Below are 18,935 nucleotides of genomic sequence, written 5' to 3' on the forward strand. Positions count from 1 at the left end.
CCTGTATTTCTTCATCTACCTGCTGTCGCCGAAGACGGCGCACCGGATCGTGGGCTATTTCGAGGAGGAAGCGGTGTACAGCTATTCGGAGTACCTGAACGGCATCGATAACGGCACGTATGAAAACGTTCCCGCTCCGGCGCTGGCGATACGGTACTGGAACCTGCCCGCGGACGCGCGCCTGCGCGATGTCGTCATCGCGGTGCGCGCCGATGAAGCGGGACACCGGGATGTGAACCATGCATTTGCGGATCAACTCTGCGCGGCGCGCAAGGCATGAGTCGCTGATGTGACCGGTCTGCCGGCCGACGTCTGTTTCGAAAAAATGTTCGAGAGGAAGACATTGCCATGGAAACGTTAAACACCCGCTGCTGCATCGCCGGAGGCGGACCGGCCGGCATGATGCTCGGCTACCTGCTGGCGCGTGCCGGCGTCGATGTCGTCGTGCTGGAAAAGCATACCGATTTCCTGCGCGACTTTCGCGGCGACACGATCCATCCGTCGACGCTGCAGGTGATGCAGGAACTCGGGCTGCTCGATGCCTTCCTGAGCCGCCCGCATGACAAGGCCCATCGGGTGCGGGTGTCGATCAGCGGCACCGACGCGGTGGTCGCCGACTTCTCCGGCCTGCGCACCGCCTGCAAGTACATTGCGATGATGCCGCAATGGGAGTTCCTTGATTTTCTTCGCGACCATGCGTCGATATGGCCCAATTTCCGCCTGCTGCTCGGGGCGGAAGCCGTCGACGTGGTGGAGGATGGCGGGCGCATCCGCGGCGTGCGGGTACAAGCCGAAGGCGGGCCGCTGACCGTCATGGCGGACCTGGTCGTCGGCGCCGACGGACGGCGGTCGAGGTTGCGTGAGGCAGCTAGGCTGACGGTGCGCAATCTCGGTGCGCCGATCGATGTGCTGTGGATGCGTTTGCCGGTCATGCCCGGCGATCCGGTGGAAAGCGGCGGCCATGTCAATACCGGCCATTTCCTGGCCATGATCTATCGCGGCGACTACTGGCAATGCGCCTACGTCATTCCCAAGGGCGGGATCGAAGCGGTACAGGCGCGTGGTCTGGACGCCTTTCGGGCGGAGATCGCAAGCGTGGCGCCGTGGCTGGCGGCGCGTACGCAGGCAATCCGCGGCTGGGACGACGTCAAGCTGCTGAGCGTCACCGTCGACCGGCTTGAACGCTGGTGGAAGCCCGGCCTGCTGTGCATTGGCGACGCCGCGCACGCCATGTCGCCGATCGGCGGGGTGGGCATCAACCTGGCGATCCAAGATGCGGTCGCCGCGGCAAACATCCTCGCGGCGCCGCTGGCGGATGCCGGCGTGACACCGGAGCAACTCACACCGCTGCTGGCGCAGGTGGAGCGGCGCCGGCTCTTCCCGACGCGGGTAACGCAGGCCGCGCAACTGGCGATACAGAACAGGTTTCTGACGCCGGTATTGGATGGCGAACGCCGGGATCGGATCGATGCACCGTGGCCGGTCAGAATGTTGAACCGATGGCCCGCATTGCGTGTCGTGCCGGCTTATGCTGTCGGCATCGGCGTCAGGCCTGAACACGTGAGATCGCCCGGGTTTAATTGATCAGGCAGAGAAGATCATCCAGCCTGATCGGCTTGGTCAGATGATGATCGAATCCCGATTGCAGTGCCCGGTCCTTATCCTCCTGCTGGCCATAGCCTGACACCGCGATGAGCAGGGCGCCGGCCAGTTGCGGCATGGCGCGCAGGCGCCTTGCCAGTTCGTACCCATCCATCTCGGGCAAGCCAATATCAAGGATGAACACCTCGGGCACAACGCGGCCCGCCGCCTCCAGCGCCTTGGCCGGATGATATTCGACGGCAACTCGATGGCCGAGTGTTTCCAGCATCAGGGCCAGGGTATGCGCTGCATCGATATTGTCATCCACGACCAGGCATTGCCTGGCGTTGCGCGACAGGTTTGCATCTGCAGCCACGGCGCGGTCGTCGTGCTCCGCCACGCCGCTCTCCAGCAGGGGCAGGCGTATCGTGAATTCGCTTCCCTTTCCAGGCCCGGGGCTGGTCGCGGATACGGTGCCGCCATGCAGCTCCACCAGGCTCCTGACCAGGGCCAGCCCCAATCCAAGTCCGCCCTGCGAGCGGTCGGGCGTTCGCTCCGCCTGTGTGAACAACTCGAACAAATGAGGCAGCAGCTCGGGCGCGATGCCGATGCCGTCGTCCCTGATCGTCACGTCGATCTGCCTGCCGCGCGGTGCCAGGTGCAAACTGATGTTGCCATACTCCGGCGTGTACTTGGCCGCATTGTTGAGGATATTGGTCAGCACTTGCGTGAGACGGGTGCGGTCTCCCTTCACGGTCAACACCCGGTCCGGCACGTCGAGTACGAAGTATTGATGCTTGGCTTCAATCAGGGAATGCACCTGCTCCACCGCATCGGCGATGATGTTCTCAATATCGAGCACTTCTTCCTTCAGCTTGATCAGTCCGCGCGTGACCCGCGATACGTCGAGCAGGTCGTCCACCAGTTCCGTCATGTGGGCAACCTGCCGGGTGATGACTTCGCCGGTCTGGCGAATCCTGTCCTTGTCCAGGCCCGCCAGCTTGAGCAGCTCGGCGGCGGTGCTGATAGGCGCCAGCGGATTGCGCAGTTCATGCGCAAGCATCGCGAGAAAGTCATCCTTGCGCCGGTTCGCCGCTTTCAGTTCTTCCTGGGCACGCTGGATATCGGTGACATCGGTATTGGTGCCGAACCATTGAACGATCTTTCCCGCTGCATCGCGCAAAGGCGCGGCGGTGACATAAAACGTCCGGCGCTCGCCGGTGGCCGAGCGCATCGAGGTGGTGACGTCATAAGGCGTGCCGGTGCTGATGGCGTGACGCCACTTGACGAGCATCTGCGACAAATCTTCGGCGTCGAAGAGATTCGTCCAGTTCCATCCTTCCACGCCTTGCAAGGTGGTGCCGGTGAATTCATACCAGCGGTCGTTGTACCAGTGCACATAGCCATCCGGATTGGCCATCCATGCAAGATGGGGAATCGTGTTGGCGAGCTGCCGCAGCCTTTCTTCGCTGTCACGCAAGGCCATATTGGCCCGGACCGCTTCGGTGACGTCGCTGCCTTCGAGAAAAATGCCGGAAACATTGCCCCGTTCGTCGCGAATCGGCTGGTAGATGAAATCCACGAACCGCTCGTCGAGCGTGCCGTCCTCGTTCCGTCGCAAGGTGATCGGAACCGCGCGCCCCACGTAGGGTTTGCCTGTCGCATACACCTTGTCCAGCAGTTCGAAGAAGCCCTGCCCTTCCAGTTCCGGAAGCGCCTCGCGCACCGGCATGCCGATCTGCCGGCGCTCGCCGACCAGGTGGATGTACGCTTCGTTGACGAGTTCAAACACATGCCGTGGGCCGCGCAGCACGGCCATCATGCCCGGCGCCTGCTGGAACAGGTCGCGCAATCGTTCGAATTCTTCCTCACGCCGGCGTTCGGTCAGCACCTGCTGCGTGGTTTCGACGCAGGTACAGCACATCCCCCTGACCATGCCGCGATCATCGCGCACCGGGGAATACGTGAAGGTAAACCATACCTCCTCGTCGTACCCCTTGCGGTGCATCGTCAGTGGCAGGTTCTCGAGATAGACGGATTCACCGGACAGCGCACGTTGCACGAATGGATGGACGTCGTTCCAGATATCCGGCCACACCTCCTCGAAAGGCCTGCCCAATGCCCACGGGTGCTTGTTGCCGAGAAGCTCCGAATACGCGTCGTTATAGACGCATGCGAGTTGATCACCCCAGGTCAGGAACATTGGAAATTTGGAATCCAATGCAAAACTGGTCACCGCCACGAAGGAAGGATCCCATGTCTCCGGCGATCCCAGCGGCGAGGTGGACCAGTCCCTGTTACGGATCAATGACTTGAGTTCTCCATCACCGTGAAGTAAGGCGCTCGGCAGATTTGGCATATTGCTAGGGATTATTCAGGGGAAAACTGCGGTCGTTGGACCATGGCAGTATAGCCGCAGCGGCAATTTAAAAAAATGACCAGATATCCGGGACAGGGATGCCGGGGCTTGCCCCGATTGCACGTCTGTACACGCCCCGCATGGATTCCCGCACGAAAGCACCGGCGATGTGTACACTACCGCGCTCGCGTTTTACTTTGCCTGGACCATGACCATCACCGTTAACGAAGATCTCCGTGCCTACATCGACCCATTAACCGAAGATGAATATGCCGCGCTGGAACGCAGCCTGCTTGCCGAGGGTTGCCGCGATGCGCTGGTGCTGTGGGGCGATCTGCTGGTGGACGGCCACAACCGCTACAGCATCTGCCGGAAGCATGGCATTCCTTTCAATACCGTACAAAATCAGACGTTTCAGTCAATCGACGATGTGCATCTGTGGATGATCGACAATCATCTCGGGCGGCGCAGCGTGTCGGATTTTCAGCGCGGCGTGCTGGCGCTGCGCAAGAAGGAAATCGTCGCTGCCCGGCTGGCGCAGGCGCAGGATAAGAAGGCGCCTGCCGAGCCCGCCGCCGAAGCGGCTGCCGTGCCCGCCGATACCTTGCCGCAACTCACCAGGGAAAGCATCGCCCGCGCCGCGCGGGTGAGCAGCGCGACGCTCGGCCAGATCGAGAAGATTCAGAAAACGGCCGCGCCGGAACTCGTGAATGCGGTCAAGACAGGAATGATTTCGATCAACGCCGCTGCGGCGGTGGCTTCCCTGCCCGAAGAGAAGCAGGTGGCGGCGGTCGCGGGTGGAAAGAAGGAGTTGCGCGAGGCGGCACGGCAGGTGCGCGAGGCACGCCTCCCGCCCAAGCCCGAGCCTGCACCACCGCCTGACGACGCCACGCCGGAGCAGCTCGAGATTCACAGGTTGACGCAACTGGTGACGGAACTGACGGAGGAACGCGACCAGTTGAAGAAGAAGGTGCAGCACCTGACGATTGCGCTTGCGGAGGCGCGCGACGGAAAGTAGCCGGCCGTCATATCTATTTGAAGAGCACCTTCGCATCGACGTCGGCCAGCGTGGCGCAGCCGCACAGCGCCATCGCGATTTCAAGCTCGTCGCGCAGCAGCCGGATGACATGCGACACACCCATCGCGCCGGCGTTGACCAGCCCGAACAGGTACGGCCGGCCGATCAGGACCGCATCCGCGCCCAGCGCGACGGCTTTCAGCACATCGGTACCGCGCCGGATACCGCCGTCGACCAGGACTGGTAGCGCCTCGCCGACCGCAGCGCGGATGCGCGGGAGCACGGCGGCGGTGGCCGGCATCGTGTCCAGGGTGCGGCCGCCGTGGTTGGAGACGATGATGCCGCTTGCGCCGGACTCGATGGCAAGGCGGGCATCCTCCTCGTGCATGATGCCTTTCAGGATGACCGGCAACCGGGTAATGCCTTTCAGCCATTCGATGTCGTCCCAGGTCGGCGCGGTGGTCAGCAATGCATCGAACATGCGGCTCTGGTGCGCATGCAATTCGATGGGCTGCGCAGGCGGCATGCCGGCCAGATTTACGGCGGCGATGCCCGGCGGAAGCCGGAATCCGGCGCGTCGCTCCTTGTCCCGCGCGCCGCTGCTGGGCGCATCCACGGTGACGACCAGCGCCTCGTAGCCCGCTTCCTCGGCGCGCCGCACCAGTTCACGCGTGAAGCCGCGTTCATGTTGCAGGTATAACTGGAACCATAGCGGACCACGCCCCGGCTCGTTCAGAACGATCCGTGCGGCATCCTCAAGCAGGATGGTCGCCTGGGTGCTCAGCACCATGCCGGCGCCCTGCATGGCGGCGGCGAATGCGGTGGCGTTTTCCCCGTCCGGATGGGCCATCCGCTGAAAAGCGACCGGCGCAAGCAGGATGGGATGCGCCAGCGTTCTGCCAAGCAGTTCCACCCGCGTATGGCCGCCCACCAGGTTGCGCAGCACCCGTGTCGACAGCGATATGCCATCCCATGCGCTGCGGTTGGCGCGCATCGTGATTTCGTCCGCCGCGCCGCCGCTGAAATATGACCATGCGTTGTCGTCCAGGCGGGCATGGGCATGCGCCGCATGGTCTTCCAGCGACACGATGCCTGGCGGTATCGGCTCGACCGCGGGGATCCTGCTCATGTGTCGGCCCACATGCGCAGGAGGTTGTGATAGGTACCGGTGAGCTGCACGACCGAAGGTTCCTGCTCGCCGAGGGACTCGCGCAGCTTGAGCAGCGCCATGTCCATCTCGAACAGCAGCCGGCGCTGGTCGTCGCCGCGCACCATGCTCTCTATCCAGAAGAAGCTCGCCAGCCGCGCGCCGCGCGTCACCGGCGTGACCTGATGCAGCGAGGTACCGGGATACAGCACGAGATCGCCGGCGGCCAGCTTGATGCGCCGCTCGCTCTGCATATCCTGGATCACCAGCTCGCCGCCGTCGTACTCATCCGGTTCGGCCAAAAACACGGTGCAGGAAAGGTCGGTCCGCACCCATTGCGCCGGATTGCGGGAATGCAGCACGGCGCCGTCGATATGCGCGCCGTAATGGTTGCTGTCACCGCTGTAGCGGTTGAACAGCGGATTGAAGATCTTCCGAGGCAGCGCCGCGGAGAAAAACATCGGGTCGCGCTGCACGGCGCCGAGTATCAGCGCCTGCAACTGTCGCGAGACATCGCTGTCCTGCGCCAGTTGCTCGTTGTTCTTGCGGGCGACCGCCTGACCGCCCGCACTGCTGCGCCCGTCCACCCACGGCGCACCAGGCCCGAGCAGGGCCCGGGCGGTGGCGAGTTCGTCGCGGGTAAGAACGTTTTTCAGGTGCAGTAGCATGCGTCGCCTTAGAACATCGCCTTCAGTGTCAGTTCTACACGACGCGGGGCGCCCGGCGCGTAGAAGCCGCGGTACAGCGAATCCGCGTACAGCCTGTCGGTCAGATTGGTGACGTTGAGCTTGGCCGTCCAGGTTTCGTTGATCGTGTACTCGGCCATGGCGTCAAATACGGTGAAGCTGCCGGCCGTGACGTGACGCGCACCTTCCGGGTTCTGCTCGCCGCGATAAGTAAGACCGGCGCCAAGGCGCAGCGCAGGCAACACGCGGTAGGTGGTCCAGAGACTGCTGCTGTGTTTGGGCGTCAGGCCGGGGCGGTCGCCTTCAACCTGCGCGCCGGTACCGGCTGCGTTGCGTGCCACGTTGCTCTTGTCGATCTTGGCATTTGGAATCCAGGTATGGTTGAAGAAGACTTCCCACTTCGGCGTGATGCGGCCGGCCAGGTTGAACTCCATGCCGGTCGCATGACGCTTGCCGGACAACAGCTGTTGTGTCGCCGCGCTATCCTCGTCGGTATTGCGCTCGTTGTACTTCTCGCTATAGAAGGCCGCCACGCCGAGTGAGGCACGCTTTTCGAACAGTTCCCATTTGCCGCCGACTTCCAGGTTGCGGCTTTTCTCGGCCGGCGTCCTCGCATCGTTGAGGTTGGGCGAATTGACCGCAAACTGATAGGTGTCGCCGGAGGTGTTGTAGGAGGTGCCGAAGGACGCGTAGTAGGACGCGACATCGCTGGGCTGGAACAATGCGCCGACACGGGGCGACCACAGGTTGTCATTACGCTTGAAAGAGACCCCGTCGCGCGCAACATAGGATGCTTCGAAGTGATCGAAACGCAAGCCGCCGAGCAGTTTGACCGTCGGGGTGACACTCACCATGTCCTGCAAGTACAAGCCGATGTTGCGTGCATCGAAGTTGTTATAGCCGCGCATGATCCGGGTGTCGGCAACGGATGCGCCATCGTTCGGCCTGCCGACCGTGGTGTTCGGTTTGGCGACCACGGGCGTGCCGATGGAGTTGTAGTCACGCTTGGCATCCTCGTTGTAGACATCGACGCCCGCCAGGATGGAATGGTTGCGCCCGCCCCAGTTGAAATTGCCGGTGAAGTCGCTCGACAGCTGGGTTGTGTCGCTGACGCCGATCCGTCCCTTCGGCGTGCGGTTGATCACGGTCGCACCGCTCAGATTGCCGGGAGTGGTGCCGGTACCGAAGCGGATCACACTGGCCCAAAGATCGCGCTCATACCGCCCGTGACGCAGCGTGGTCTTGAGCTGGCTGCCGTTGTCGAAGCGGTGAACATGGCCGACGGTTCCGTACGTAGCCTGCGTATCGAGATAGTCGCTGGCGAGGCCGTAGTAATTTTTCGCCGGCAGCGTCTCGATGATTTCGCCGCGCGTGCCGCCCGACAGGAACCACGGATGGTTGTACAAGGGCCGGCCCTCGACACGCAGGTGGAACAGGCCGACAGTGAATTCATCGCGGGTGCCGATGCCCCAGCTATACGTCGGCGCAATGCCGAATTTCTTTTGCCTGGCGCCCCAGTTTTCGGCGTTATGCACCATTGCGTTCAGGCGCAGGGCCGCGTCGTCACCGGTCTTAATATTGAAGTCGCCGGTTAACCGGTGCAGTTCTCCGGTGCCGAGGGTGTAAGTCACTTCGTTCTGGTTAAACAGGAACGGTGTCTTGTTGACCTGATTGACGACGCCGCCGGTCGAGCCTTTGCCGAACAACATCGATGCCGAACCCTTCAGGACTTCGATGCGGTCATTGTTGAACGTGTCACGCTCATACAATGCGGCATCGCGCATGCCGTCGGTGTAGATGTCGCCCGCCTGGCCGAGCGAGAAGCCGCGCAGGCGCACATCTTCCTCACCCGTCTCGCCGGCCTGGAAGGTCACGCCGGCGGTGGTGCGCAGCACTTCGCGGAAGTCGTCGAGATTGCGGTCGTCCATCAGCCTCTCGGTCATCACCGTGACCGACTGCGGAATGTCGCGCAGTTCCTGGTTGCCCTTGCCGATGCCGGTCGTCGTCGTGCGGAACGACTCCTTGCTCAGCGTTTCCTGCTGCCCCTTCACGTCCACGGCGGGCATCACCTGTTCGGGGGAGGAAGGAGGCTGTGCGGTGGTTTGCGCCACCGCGGAGAACGATGCCGCCAGCATGAGCGCGCCGAGCGGCAGGCTGGACGGGCGGCGGATTTCAATTTGTGACGGTGTCGAGGTCTGCTGCGCACGTGCGTTATCCTGCGTCGGCCGGCGCGTCGCCAATTTCTTCTTCATTGTGTATCCCTGTAGGTAAAGTTATCTGTATCGTCAGGCTGGCTATCTTCAGGGAATGGCTGGCTGCGACCTCTTGAAACGAAAAACAAAAAACGGATTACTTGTAGCCGACGCGGTCGAGTATCTTCTGCGCGGAGACCTGGTTCTTGCCGATGGCGGTGATGGAGACGTTCTCGGTCTTGAACTTGCCCATCTGCTGCAGCACCGGATTCTTGACGACCGCAGAACTTACCACCGGCCATTCGTTGTTGCCGTTGGCGAAGTAGGCCTGGGCGTCATCGCTGGCCAGATATTCGAGGAACTTGACGGCGGCGTCGCGCTGGCGGGCATTCTTGGCGACCGCGCCACCGGCGATGTTGATGTGAGTGCCGGAGCTTTCCTGGTTCGGCCAGACGAAACCGACCTTGTTCATCATCTCGCGATCTTCGGATTTGGTGGAACGCAGCAGGCGCGCGTAGTAGTAGGAATTGACGAGCGCCACGCCGCATTCGCCGCTTGCCACACCCTTGATCTGATCGGTGTCGCCGCCCTGCGGCGGACGCGCGAAGTTGGCGACCATGCCTTGCGCCCATTTCTCGGTCGCTGCTTCGCCGTTACGTTCGAGCATGGCACCGACCAGCGACAACATGTACGGGTGCGCGCCGGAGCGCGTGCAGACCCTGCCCTTGTTGACGGGATCAGCCAGCGACTCATAGGTGGCAACCTCGTCGCGCTTGACGCGCACCTTGTTATAGACGATGACGCGCGCCCGGGTGGACAGGCCGAACCATTGCGCGCCCTGCCCTTCGTCGCCCCCGCGCAGGTTGGCGGGAATCCGCTCTTCCAGCACCTTGGACTTCACCGGCTGGAACATGCCTTCGACCTGGGCACGCCACAGGCGGGCGGCGTCGACCAGCAAGATCACGTCGGCCGGGCTGTTCTTGCCCTCGGTGCGCAGACGCTCCATCAGCGCGGCATCATCGGCTTCGATGCGATTGATGCGGATACCGGTCTGATTGGTGAAGTTGCTGTACAGAATTTCGTCGGTTTGATAGTGACGTGCGGAATAAAGATTCAGCACATTGTCCTGGGCTTGCGCCGGCGACATGCTGATGAGCGCAGCGGCGAGAATGGAAATCTTGATGCGGAACGTCATTCAGGGTCCTGTCAGGTTGTTCGGGCGGATCGGCCGAAGGGACTTTTTTTGAATCTAAACGATAACGATTCGCATTCTAATATATGTGTAACGAATTTGCACTGCTTTCAGAAACCGGTTTTACTGTGCAGAACGGGCGTAAGCCAGGGAAATACTGAAGAACGGCAAGCTGAATGGTCAGTTCCGATTGAACATCCGCGATTGCGGCAGCTTGTGAAAAAGCTAGTCGACTGGACGAAGTACGAGGCAGGGATTGCCGGCGGCAACGACGCCTTCCGGGATGTTCCGGGTCACGACGCTGCCGGCGCCGATGATCGAGCCCTTCCCTATTCGGACGCCGGGCGAGAGAATTGCGCCGCCGCCTATCCATGCGTCATCGCCGATCTCGATGCCCTTGCCGAATTCGACTCCCGCCCTGCGTTCCGCTACTGTCAGCGGATGCGTGGCGGCATAGATCTGCACTGCCGGGCCGATCAGCACGCCGTTGCCGATACGGACCGGTGCGACGTCGAGGATGACGCAATTGAAGTTGATGAATACCTTGCCGGCGAGAAGAATGTTGCTGCCGTAGTCGCAGTAAAAGGGAGGCTCGATCCAGACGTTCGGCCCGGCCGATGGAATAAGCTCCTTGAGCAGGCGGCTGCGTTCCTCCATCTGGTCGTCGCGCGTATCGTTGAGCGCCTTGAAGAGCAGGCGGGCGCGCCGCCGCTCATCGCAGAGTTGCTGGTCGAGCGGATCGTAGAGTTCGCCGGCCAGCATTTTTTCCTTTTCGGTCTTCATGCAATCTCCCGGCAAACAAGCGATGCAGCCCTGCAAGGCAATGGCCTTGCGGGCTGCTTTTCTGACTCACCAGCGCTTTCGCCGGGATGACTCAGACGCGCTGCGGATGAGCGGTATCGTGCTTCTTGACGAAACCGAAATAGCCGGCAATCAGTGCCGTTCCCGCGTGGAGCCAGACATCATGGCTGTGCAGCGGCACCAGTCCGAACATGGTGTTCAGTCCCGGGACCAATCCCATGATCGCCAGCAAGGCGTAAATGATTGCCAGGCTTTTTGCATAGCCGGTGGCGGCACCGACGCTCTTGGCCGCAATCAGGCCCCAGATGCCGATGGCGAGGTGGACGAGCGTATGCAGCACGTTGACCGGGAACAGGCCCAGCAGACGGCCGTGCAGGGTATCCACAGTAAGCGATGGATCGCCGCCGGCAGGCTGCTGCAGCAGCCCGGGCACGAAGCCGGCGAGGCCGACGACGACATAGATGATCCCGAATATCAGGGCGAATCGACGGACATTCATGATGGCACCTCACTAAAAAGTTGTTCGCATGCCGCGCCTTCAGCAGATTGCGTGCCAATTCATCAATATGGCAGATACGCCTTGCGTAACCGCTTGTCTGTTTATCCGCGATGATAAAAATTACACATTTTGTTACAAACTTGCCGATTACTTCTCCACAGTCACGCCGCGCCAGAACGCCACATGCCCGGTAATCTGTTTCGCCGCGTCAAACGGCTGGCGGTAGATCCATGCGGCATCCTTGTTCTCTTCGCCGTTGACGGTCACGTGGAAGTAATTGGCGCTGCCCTTCCATGGACAAGTTGTGACCTTGTCGCTGGGGACAAGATATTGCTGGTTGACCTTATCCATGGGGAAATACACATTTCCTTCTACCACTTCCACTTCGCTATCGGATGCTTCGGCGATGACGGCGCCGCTCCAGATTGCTTTGGGCATAGAACCTCCTGACGTTAAGTTGATGCTGCGGATTGTGGAAAACTCCGGTATGTGTTTCTTGCAGCAGGGGAATCCTATTGCGTGCAAGGCAAGTGACCGCTCCCCTTCCCCGGAGAAGGAAAGGAACCTGACTATAAATTCATTCGTGCAGTGACAAACCATTCATCCTAAAAAAACCGGCTGGCTATTCCCTGTTATACCTCACCAAAAACCGCCGATCGATTCCCTGTTTCCACCGCCAGGCCCAGCGCCCCTCCGCCGACAAACCACCGCGCACCGCAACCGCATGTTCATCTCCCGTGCCGACGAGCATCAGATACCGGCGCTGCGGCCGATACGTTGTCAGCGACGCGCCATTGATCGCCGCACGCAGGTTATGCGACAGTACCGGCCCCATCCGCACTGCGAACACGCCGGCTTTCGGCAACGGCTTGCCCCATCCGGCGCAGTCGCCGGCGGCGAATACGTTCGGGTGCGATGTGGACCGCAGGGCTTCGTCCACCCGGATGAATCCGCGCTCATCGATCTGCAGGCCCGCCTGTCGCGGCCACCGGTATGCCTGCGCGCCGGTTGCCCACAACGCCGCATCGGCGGCGATCGTCCTGCCGTCTTCCCCGACGATCTGCACGCCATCGACGGTCTCCGCCGAAAAGCCGTGCAACACCTCGATGCCGCGCCGGGCCAGGTGAGCAGCAAGCCGCCTGACCGCGCCCGCCGCCATGCCCGGCAGCAGTTCGTCGCCTTGCGTGGCCAACGTGAACCGAAACTCCGCCTGCGGGGCCAGCCCGGTGAAGCGGCGGTGCATCGCCAGCATGCTTTCCACGCCAGCCACGCCGCCGCCCACGACTGCCACCCGGTACACGGTGCCTGCCCCGAGCGTGCGGATCTCGTCGAGCAGCGCATCCCATCGCAGCTGCATTGCCGACAGCGGCCGCACCGGCAGCAGTGCCATGCGTTCGGCTTTGGGTGGCGTCAGCGTGGCGCCGATATCGATGGAAAGAAAGTCATAATCGACGCACTCGCCATCCGCCAGCAGCAGCACCCGCTGCGCCGGGTCGAGCGCGATCGCCGCACTCGGCCGCAGGGCGGCATCGGCGCGCCGGCACAGCGACACGAAGTCGATGCAGCATTCTTCCCAGGTGTAATGGCCCGCCAGCCATCCCGGCACCATGCCGGAATACGGCGCCAGGGCGACCGGCGAGACCAGCACGATCTCGACATCCGCCATGGGGCGATGCGCGAAATCAAGCAGCACGCGTGCATGTGCGTGTCCTGCGCCGACCAGCACCAGCCGTTTCATCGGCCGCTTCCTTCCGGCAGGAATTGCAGGTCGCCATACCACGCCACCACGTTTTCGCCGGTGTTGTCGGTGTCGGTGGCCAGCGCCACGGCAATCACATCCGGCGCTTCCTCGCCGAATGCGGCCCGAAAGTCGACACGCAGGTCGCGGGTTTCGGTAACCCATTGTCCGGCCTTGCCGGCACCGCTTTCCACCACGATCATGCGGGCGCGGTCGGTATAGGTATTGGGCTGGATGGTGCCGACCGGCTGGCGGTTGTCCCAGATGTAATTCAGCGCGGCGGTGGGAAGCTTTTGCCCATAGAGCGCCTCGCCCAGCTTCAGCTTGGCGCGGGTACCGAAGGGCAGCTTCTCTATCGGGTAATCGAACATCACATAGATGCGGGCGGCATAGTCGTCGCCGGCCTTCTCCCGCATATCCGCGCTGTTCAAGGGTGCGGCGATTTTCCAGCGCCATCTCAGGAAGGGTGTCTTGCGAAGGTCTACCCGCACGGTATGGACCAGCCCGGACATCGATGCCTGTGCTTCCGCCTTCAGTACCGTGCGGTCGCCTTCCTTTACCAGGGCGTAACGGGTGTCGGGCGCGTTCGGCGCAGGACGCAATGGCTGCCATCCTTCTATCGACGCGCCGGGAGCCATCGCGGAAAAGGCTGGTACCTCGGCCGCGCCGGCCAGGTTCATCGAAGTCCCGATGAAGAGGAACATGAGCGCCGCCGTTCGCCGGTTCCTCATGTGAGCCACTCCGCCGGAACATGCCTCAGATCGTCGGGTACATCCACGTCATCGACCGGGTCCAGTTCCACCGCATCGATGCCAAGCTGCGCGACGCGCTCGCGCGTGCGCTGCATGACGGCGGCGGTACTCCATGGAATGTCATCGAACAGGGAAAGCATCGGCTCGCTCATGCCGACCAGCACGTATCCGCCGTCGGTCGCCGGCACGAATACCGCCGGGTTCGTGAGCAATGCATCAGCTGCCTGGCGGAGTTGCGTGATACCCAAGCCTGGTGCGTCGGTGCCGACGAGCAGTGCCCGCGGGTGGCGCAGCAGCGCACGTTCGAGGGCGCGGTACATGCGTTCGCCGAGGTCACCGCCGCCTTGCATCGTGAGGCTGATGTCGTATTGCGCTGCGGCGTGGCGGAATTCGCGGTGGGTAGTATCGGGGGCGCAGCAGAGTTCGACCGGGCCGACCTGTGCGGCGATGGCGCGGTGGAGGGTGTCGTGGAGCATGCGGATGGCGAGGCGGGCTGCGGCTTGGTCGCCTATTGTTTGGGCGAGGCGGGTTTTGACCTGGCCGGGGATGGGGGCTTTGGCGAAGATGATGAGGGCGCAGTTTTGTGGAGTCATTTTAAGGTAGCGATCATTCTCGGCTTCTTCATCTCGGTGGACGTCCTATCGGCAACTTCAAACTCTTGATGGTCACACAACCGGCAAAGCGATTTAATCCTTGTCATTCCCGCGCAGGGTTTTGCAGGGAATTAGGACAGCATGCTGTCCGCCTGCATAACGGTACGCGCTTGCAAGCGCGTACTCCTTCTCCCGGAGAAATGGGGACCAAAGCGCCAAGCGGATTTCAACCCCATAGCCTCTATGCGCGGCCTTTGCTTGCTCGCATTACCTGTACGCCTTCGCCAGCCGCTCCGCCGGTATTCCCATCCAGTACAGCAACCGCAGCCGCCACATCAATACAATCGTTCGCCAGATACCGTATTTTTCCCATCGCCTGCCCGAGGTGGTTACCTTCTCACGCAAGCATAGCGGCTTCGTTCGCGACTTTAACAGCCTGGACAGTTCGATATCTTCCATCAGCGGTTGTTCCGGGAACCCGCCGACCGCATTGAACGCATCGCGCCTTACAAAGATCGCCTGGTCGCCTGTCGCTATGCCGGTGATGCGGGAGCGGAGGTTCATCAGCGCCGCGATCAGGACGAACATCCGCGAGCGGCCTTCGATGCGTACGTCGAATCGCCCCCATGCGTGCGCCGGCGATGCGAGGCCCTCCCGCACTTCTTGCATCGCGTTCAGCGCATCGCGGGGCAGCTCCGTGTCGGCATGCAGGAACAGCAGGATGTCGCCTTTTGCGAGCGCGGCGCCGGCATTCATCTGCCGCGCCCGCCCGCGGTGCGCATGAACCAGCCTGTCTGCCAGCGGCGTTGCAAGCCTGACCGTGTCGTCGCTGCTGCCGCCATCGACCACGATCAGTTCCACGTCGTCGGCCCGCAATGCCTGCAGCCGCGTCAGGGATGCGGCGATGTGCTCTGCTTCATTCAGTACGGGCAGGATGATCGACAGCATCGGCCTACCTTCGTCAGCCCAGCCGCCAGGCATGGTAGCGGCCGACCCATTGCAGCAATTTCTGGGGCGCATGGGCGCGCTTCCACTCGCCGGCGACGTACTTGTTCGCTTCCGCCATCGTAGGATAGGTGTGGATGGTGCCGAGTATCTTGTTGAGACCGATGCCGTGTTTCATCGCCAGCACGTATTCCGCCAGCAGTTCGCCGGCATGTTCGCCGGCGATACAGACGCCGAGGATGCGGTCCTTCCCCGGGACTGTCAGCACTTTGACGAAGCCGGATGCCGCTTCATCGGCGATGGCGCGATCGAGCTCGGCAATGTCGAACCGGGCCACTTCGTACGCGACGCCCTGCTCCTTCGCTTCCTGTTCGGACAATCCGACGCGGGCGACTTCCGGCGCGGTGAAGGTACACCAGGGGATCACGCTGTAGTCGGCGCGGAAGCGCTTGAACTGGCCGAACAGCGCGTTGACGGCGGCGAACCATGCCTGGTGCGCGGCGGTGTGGGTGAACTGGTACGGACCGGCGACGTCGCCGCAGGCATAGATATTGGGATACAGGGTCTGCAGATAGCCGTCGGTGTCGATGGTCTTGCGCGGCGTCAGCGGAATGCCGAGTTCTTCGAGACCATAGCCTTCGGTGCGGGCGGCGCGTCCGACGGCGCAGAGCAGCAGGTCGAACTCGATGGCGACTTCCCTGCCGCCGTCCTGCTGCACGAACAGGCGCTTGATGCCGCCGTTGTTTTCGCAGCGCACCGCCCTGAAGCCGGTCATTACCGTTACGCCATCGCTCTCCAGCGCGGCGGTGACAAGCGCGGCGACATCCTCATCCTCGCGCCCCATCAGGCGCGGCGCCATTTCCACCTGCGTCACGGCACTGCCGAAACGGGCGAATGCCTGCGCGAGTTCGCAGCCGATCGGGCCGCCGCCGAGCACCACCATCCGCTTTGGCAGTTCCTTCAGCGACCACAGCGTATCCGACGTCAGATAACCCGCATCATGGATGCCGGGAATCGGCGGCACCAGCGGGCGCGCGCCGGCGGCGATGACGATGCTGCGGGTCGTCAGGCGTCGTCCGTTCACTTCCACTTCCCACGGCGATACGATCCTCGCCTTGCCCTGCACCACATCGACGCCCAGGCCGGTATAGCGCTCGACCGAATCATGCGGCTCGATGTCGCGGACCACCCGCTGGATGCGCGCCATTACGTCGGCAAAATCGAAACTAACATCGGCTTTGGCGATGCCAAGGGAGGCGGATTCACGCGCCTGCTTGACGAACTTCGCCGAGCGGATGAGCGCCTTCGACGGCACGCAGCCGAAGTTGAGGCAGTCGCCACCCATCTTGTGTCCTTCGATCAGGGTGACTTTTGCCTTCACCGTGGCGGCGATATACGACGTCACGAGCCCTGCCGCGCCCGCGCCGATGACGATCAGGTTGCGATCGTATTTTGCCGGCTTTTTCCACTTCGCATACACCTGCCGCGCCTTGAAAGCGTGCAGCGCCTTGCGCGCGACCAGCGGGAAGATGCCGAGCAGGATGAAGGAGCCGATCACCGCCGGCGATGCGATGCCGCGCAGGCTGTCGATGCGCGCGAGCTGGGTGCCGGCGTTCACATAGACCAGCGTGCCTGCCAGCATCCCGACCTGGCTGACCCAGTAGAAGGTCCAGGTGCGGATCTTCGTCAGGCCCATCAGCAGGTTGACAAGGAAGAACGGGAACAGCGGCACCAGCCGCAGGGTGAAGAGGTAGAACGGACCGTCGCGCGCGATGCCCTCGTCGATCGGCGCGAGGCGCTTGCCGAATCGTCCGCGCACCCAGTCCTGCAGCAGGTAGCGCGACATGAGGAAGGCGAGCGTGGCGCCGATGGCGGACGCGAACGATACCAGCAGCGTACCGATGGCGAGGCCGAACAGCGCGCCGCCGGCCAGCGTGATGATGGTGGCGCCGGGGAGGGACAGCGCGGTTGCCGTGATGTAGATGGCGACGTAGATCAGCATCGCCTGCGCCGGATGCGCCTCGTAGTAGGACCGGAAGGATTGCTGGCTGGATTTGAGGAAGTCGAGGCTGAAGTAGCGGTCGAGGTCGAGGAGGAAGAACGCCGCGACGGCGGCGGTGATGGCGAGGAGGATGAGGAGTTTTTGGCGGTTCATTTTTTGGGGTTGTTGGTTGAACTCGGTTTTGAATTTTGCTTTGATAGGTCAATCGCCATGAAGACTCACTACGAAACTGATCCGAAGAGCTCCTTCCCCCTCGCAGGGGGAAGGGTGAGATGGGGGTAGTGAGGTTGAGCCATCACATGCAGTTGCACGGCCTTCACACCCAATCCTAGCCTTTCCCCTACGAGGGGGAAGGAGCGGGTTCGCTTACAACCTGTCCACGTCGCCGCTCATAGGCGGCTCCGATTCAGCCGGCGCAATGCATGCATTGCGAAACCCCGGCTTCATCCCCAGCTACATCCTCAAGCTGCCAACGCCCCTCCGCAACTGCTCCCCTGTCCGGCCGTACACCCGTAGCAGTGATCCGCGATCGCAATCGGCTCACCCTCCACTTCGCGCTCCAGCAAGTCCCGCAGATGCGGCCTGCCAGTGCGATTCAGGCGTGCCGGCATCGCCAGCATCTGGTTGAAGTCACAGTCGTACAAATGCCCCTGCCAGTCCACGCTTACCAGCGTACGGCACATCACGCCGTCGAGATTGGCGCTGCTGTAGTTGTGCTTGAGCAGGTTCATGTAGTCGACGAACTGCCCCTTCGAGATCAGCATGCTGCCGAAACGCTGGATCGGCATGTTCGCCAGCACATACAGGCGGGTGAAGTCGATGCCGAAATGCTGCATCAGCTCGCGCTTGTAATCCGCTTCCAGTTTTTGCTGGTTCGGCGGCAGCGACGGTCCCTGCGGGTTGTACACCAGGCTGAGCGCCGGGCCGCCATCGCGTCCGTAGCCGAGCGAATTGAGCAGTCGCAGGCCGGCGATGCTCTTGTCGAACACGCCGTCGCCACGTTGCTGGTCGACATTTTTCTGCGAATAGCATGGGAGCGACGCGGTGATTTCCACCTCATGCCGCGCCAGGAATTCAGCCATGTCCTCATAACCCGGCTCGAAAAGAATGGTGAGGTTGCAGCGGTCGATCACACGCACGCCGAGTGCCCTCGCCTCCCGCACCAGGTGGCGGAAGTGGTCGTTCATTTCCGGCGCGCCGCCGGTGACGTCCAGCGTCGACAGCTTCCGGTCCCGCAACACCTGCAAGACGAGATCGACGGTTTCCCTATCCATCATTTCCTTGCGGGTCGGCCCGGCATTGACGTGGCAGTGCTGGCAGGTCTGGTTGCATTTGTAGCCGAGGTTGACCTGCAGGGTATCGAGCGTCTTCCGCCGGATCGGAGGGAAATCGGTCTTTTTCAGCAGCGGGTAGGTGGCATGCATCGGGTG

The 18,935-nt window shown here is 62.3% G+C and carries 17 protein-coding genes; 3 read left to right on the forward strand and 14 right to left on the reverse strand.

Annotated features, from left to right (window positions below):
* Both VGU61_RS21680 and VGU61_RS21685 read left to right on the forward strand, forming a co-directional pair.
* A partial coding sequence (locus VGU61_RS21680) for an alternative oxidase (RefSeq protein ID WP_326861395.1) occupies positions 1 to 280 on the forward strand: 280 nt, incomplete at its 5' end.
* A 68-nt stretch (positions 281 to 348) separates the two neighbouring features.
* Entirely contained in the window at positions 349 to 1,584 is a 1,236-nt protein-coding gene (locus VGU61_RS21685; protein WP_326861396.1) for an FAD-dependent oxidoreductase, read from the forward strand.
* Here VGU61_RS21685 and VGU61_RS21690 read toward each other — a convergent pair.
* On the reverse strand, positions 1,577 to 3,940 hold the full coding sequence (locus VGU61_RS21690; RefSeq protein WP_326861397.1) for a hybrid sensor histidine kinase/response regulator: 2,364 nt from the start codon (positions 3,938 to 3,940) through the stop codon (positions 1,577 to 1,579). The two genes, VGU61_RS21685 and VGU61_RS21690, sit on opposite strands and share 8 nt — an antisense overlap.
* A gap of 208 nt (positions 3,941 to 4,148) precedes the next feature.
* Here VGU61_RS21690 and VGU61_RS21695 point away from each other — a divergent pair, with 208 nt between their 5' ends.
* Positions 4,149 to 4,958, forward strand: a complete 810-nt coding sequence (locus VGU61_RS21695; protein ID WP_326861398.1) for a hypothetical protein — start codon at positions 4,149 to 4,151, stop codon at positions 4,956 to 4,958.
* A gap of 13 nt (positions 4,959 to 4,971) precedes the next feature.
* Here the strand turns inward: VGU61_RS21695 and VGU61_RS21700 are convergent, their stop codons facing one another.
* From VGU61_RS21700 to arsS, 13 genes are all read right to left on the reverse strand, one after another.
* Entirely contained in the window at positions 4,972 to 6,087 is a 1,116-nt protein-coding gene (locus VGU61_RS21700; protein WP_326861399.1) for an alpha-hydroxy acid oxidase, read from the reverse strand.
* Entirely contained in the window at positions 6,084 to 6,773 is a 690-nt protein-coding gene (locus tag VGU61_RS21705; RefSeq protein ID WP_326861400.1) for a Fe2+-dependent dioxygenase, read from the reverse strand. The genes VGU61_RS21700 and VGU61_RS21705 overlap by 4 nt, the downstream gene beginning before the upstream one ends.
* Positions 6,774 to 6,781: 8 nt before the next feature.
* The gene (locus VGU61_RS21710) at positions 6,782 to 9,043 is read right to left on the reverse strand and encodes a TonB-dependent siderophore receptor (protein WP_326861401.1); all 2,262 of its coding nucleotides are present in this window, start codon (positions 9,041 to 9,043) and stop codon (positions 6,782 to 6,784) included.
* A gap of 97 nt (positions 9,044 to 9,140) precedes the next feature.
* Positions 9,141 to 10,178, reverse strand: coding sequence for an extracellular solute-binding protein (locus VGU61_RS21715; protein WP_326861402.1), 1,038 nt, complete (start codon positions 10,176 to 10,178; stop codon positions 9,141 to 9,143).
* 222 nt (positions 10,179 to 10,400) lie between these two features.
* Positions 10,401 to 10,958: a sugar O-acetyltransferase gene (locus VGU61_RS21720; protein ID WP_326861403.1), complete on the reverse strand. Its 558-nt coding sequence runs from the start codon at positions 10,956 to 10,958 to the stop codon at positions 10,401 to 10,403.
* 91 nt (positions 10,959 to 11,049) lie between these two features.
* Positions 11,050 to 11,475 (reverse strand): DUF4383 domain-containing protein, encoded by a 426-nt coding sequence (locus tag VGU61_RS21725; RefSeq protein WP_326861404.1) that lies wholly within the window; start codon positions 11,473 to 11,475, stop codon positions 11,050 to 11,052.
* Positions 11,476 to 11,622: 147 nt separating this feature from the next.
* The gene (locus tag VGU61_RS21730; protein ID WP_326861405.1) at positions 11,623 to 11,913 is read right to left on the reverse strand and encodes a DUF427 domain-containing protein; all 291 of its coding nucleotides are present in this window, start codon (positions 11,911 to 11,913) and stop codon (positions 11,623 to 11,625) included.
* A 184-nt stretch (positions 11,914 to 12,097) separates the two neighbouring features.
* Positions 12,098 to 13,213 (reverse strand): FAD-dependent oxidoreductase, encoded by a 1,116-nt coding sequence (locus tag VGU61_RS21735; protein WP_326861406.1) that lies wholly within the window; start codon positions 13,211 to 13,213, stop codon positions 12,098 to 12,100.
* Positions 13,210 to 13,944, reverse strand: coding sequence for a DUF3047 domain-containing protein (locus VGU61_RS21740; protein WP_326861407.1), 735 nt, complete (start codon positions 13,942 to 13,944; stop codon positions 13,210 to 13,212). The genes VGU61_RS21735 and VGU61_RS21740 overlap by 4 nt, the downstream gene beginning before the upstream one ends.
* The gene (locus VGU61_RS21745; RefSeq protein ID WP_326861408.1) at positions 13,941 to 14,558 is read right to left on the reverse strand and encodes a TIGR04282 family arsenosugar biosynthesis glycosyltransferase; all 618 of its coding nucleotides are present in this window, start codon (positions 14,556 to 14,558) and stop codon (positions 13,941 to 13,943) included. Before VGU61_RS21745 ends, VGU61_RS21740 begins: the two co-directional genes overlap by 4 nt.
* Positions 14,559 to 14,825: 267 nt before the next feature.
* Positions 14,826 to 15,506 (reverse strand): TIGR04283 family arsenosugar biosynthesis glycosyltransferase, encoded by a 681-nt coding sequence (locus VGU61_RS21750; protein ID WP_326861409.1) that lies wholly within the window; start codon positions 15,504 to 15,506, stop codon positions 14,826 to 14,828.
* 13 nt (positions 15,507 to 15,519) lie between these two features.
* Positions 15,520 to 17,658: an FAD-dependent oxidoreductase gene (locus tag VGU61_RS21755; protein ID WP_326861410.1), complete on the reverse strand. Its 2,139-nt coding sequence runs from the start codon at positions 17,656 to 17,658 to the stop codon at positions 15,520 to 15,522.
* Positions 17,659 to 17,966: 308 nt separating this feature from the next.
* Complete coding sequence (gene arsS / locus VGU61_RS21760) at positions 17,967 to 18,929, reverse strand: arsenosugar biosynthesis radical SAM (seleno)protein ArsS (protein ID WP_326861411.1); 963 nt, start codon at positions 18,927 to 18,929, stop codon at positions 17,967 to 17,969.
* Between the last annotated feature and the right edge of the window lie 6 nt (positions 18,930 to 18,935).

Source organism: Noviherbaspirillum sp. (assembly GCF_035944575.1).
Lineage (GTDB): Bacteria > Pseudomonadota > Gammaproteobacteria > Burkholderiales > Burkholderiaceae_D > Noviherbaspirillum.

What these genes read in the sequence shown, in the direction of transcription:
- VGU61_RS21735 (WP_326861406.1), bottom strand. Translation starts at nt 13,213, where the DNA reads ATGAAACGGCTGGTGCTGGTCGGCGCAGGACACGCACATGCACGCGTG.
- VGU61_RS21730 (WP_326861405.1), bottom strand. Translation starts at nt 11,913, where the DNA reads ATGCCCAAAGCAATCTGGAGCGGCGCCGTCATCGCCGAAGCATCCGAT.
- VGU61_RS21720 (WP_326861403.1), bottom strand. Translation starts at nt 10,958, where the DNA reads ATGAAGACCGAAAAGGAAAAAATGCTGGCCGGCGAACTCTACGATCCG.
- VGU61_RS21750 (WP_326861409.1), bottom strand. Translation starts at nt 15,506, where the DNA reads ATGCTGTCGATCATCCTGCCCGTACTGAATGAAGCAGAGCACATCGCC.
- VGU61_RS21695 (WP_326861398.1), top strand. Translation starts at nt 4,149, where the DNA reads ATGACCATCACCGTTAACGAAGATCTCCGTGCCTACATCGACCCATTA.
- VGU61_RS21700 (WP_326861399.1), bottom strand. Translation starts at nt 6,087, where the DNA reads ATGAGCAGGATCCCCGCGGTCGAGCCGATACCGCCAGGCATCGTGTCG.
- VGU61_RS21710 (WP_326861401.1), bottom strand. Translation starts at nt 9,043, where the DNA reads ATGAAGAAGAAATTGGCGACGCGCCGGCCGACGCAGGATAACGCACGT.
- VGU61_RS21715 (WP_326861402.1), bottom strand. Translation starts at nt 10,178, where the DNA reads ATGACGTTCCGCATCAAGATTTCCATTCTCGCCGCTGCGCTCATCAGC.
- arsS (WP_326861411.1), bottom strand. Translation starts at nt 18,929, where the DNA reads ATGCATGCCACCTACCCGCTGCTGAAAAAGACCGATTTCCCTCCGATC.
- VGU61_RS21755 (WP_326861410.1), bottom strand. Translation starts at nt 17,658, where the DNA reads ATGAACCGCCAAAAACTCCTCATCCTCCTCGCCATCACCGCCGCCGTC.
- VGU61_RS21685 (WP_326861396.1), top strand. Translation starts at nt 349, where the DNA reads ATGGAAACGTTAAACACCCGCTGCTGCATCGCCGGAGGCGGACCGGCC.
- VGU61_RS21705 (WP_326861400.1), bottom strand. Translation starts at nt 6,773, where the DNA reads ATGCTACTGCACCTGAAAAACGTTCTTACCCGCGACGAACTCGCCACC.
- VGU61_RS21725 (WP_326861404.1), bottom strand. Translation starts at nt 11,475, where the DNA reads ATGAATGTCCGTCGATTCGCCCTGATATTCGGGATCATCTATGTCGTC.
- VGU61_RS21745 (WP_326861408.1), bottom strand. Translation starts at nt 14,558, where the DNA reads ATGACTCCACAAAACTGCGCCCTCATCATCTTCGCCAAAGCCCCCATC.
- VGU61_RS21690 (WP_326861397.1), bottom strand. Translation starts at nt 3,940, where the DNA reads ATGCCAAATCTGCCGAGCGCCTTACTTCACGGTGATGGAGAACTCAAG.
- VGU61_RS21740 (WP_326861407.1), bottom strand. Translation starts at nt 13,944, where the DNA reads ATGAGGAACCGGCGAACGGCGGCGCTCATGTTCCTCTTCATCGGGACT.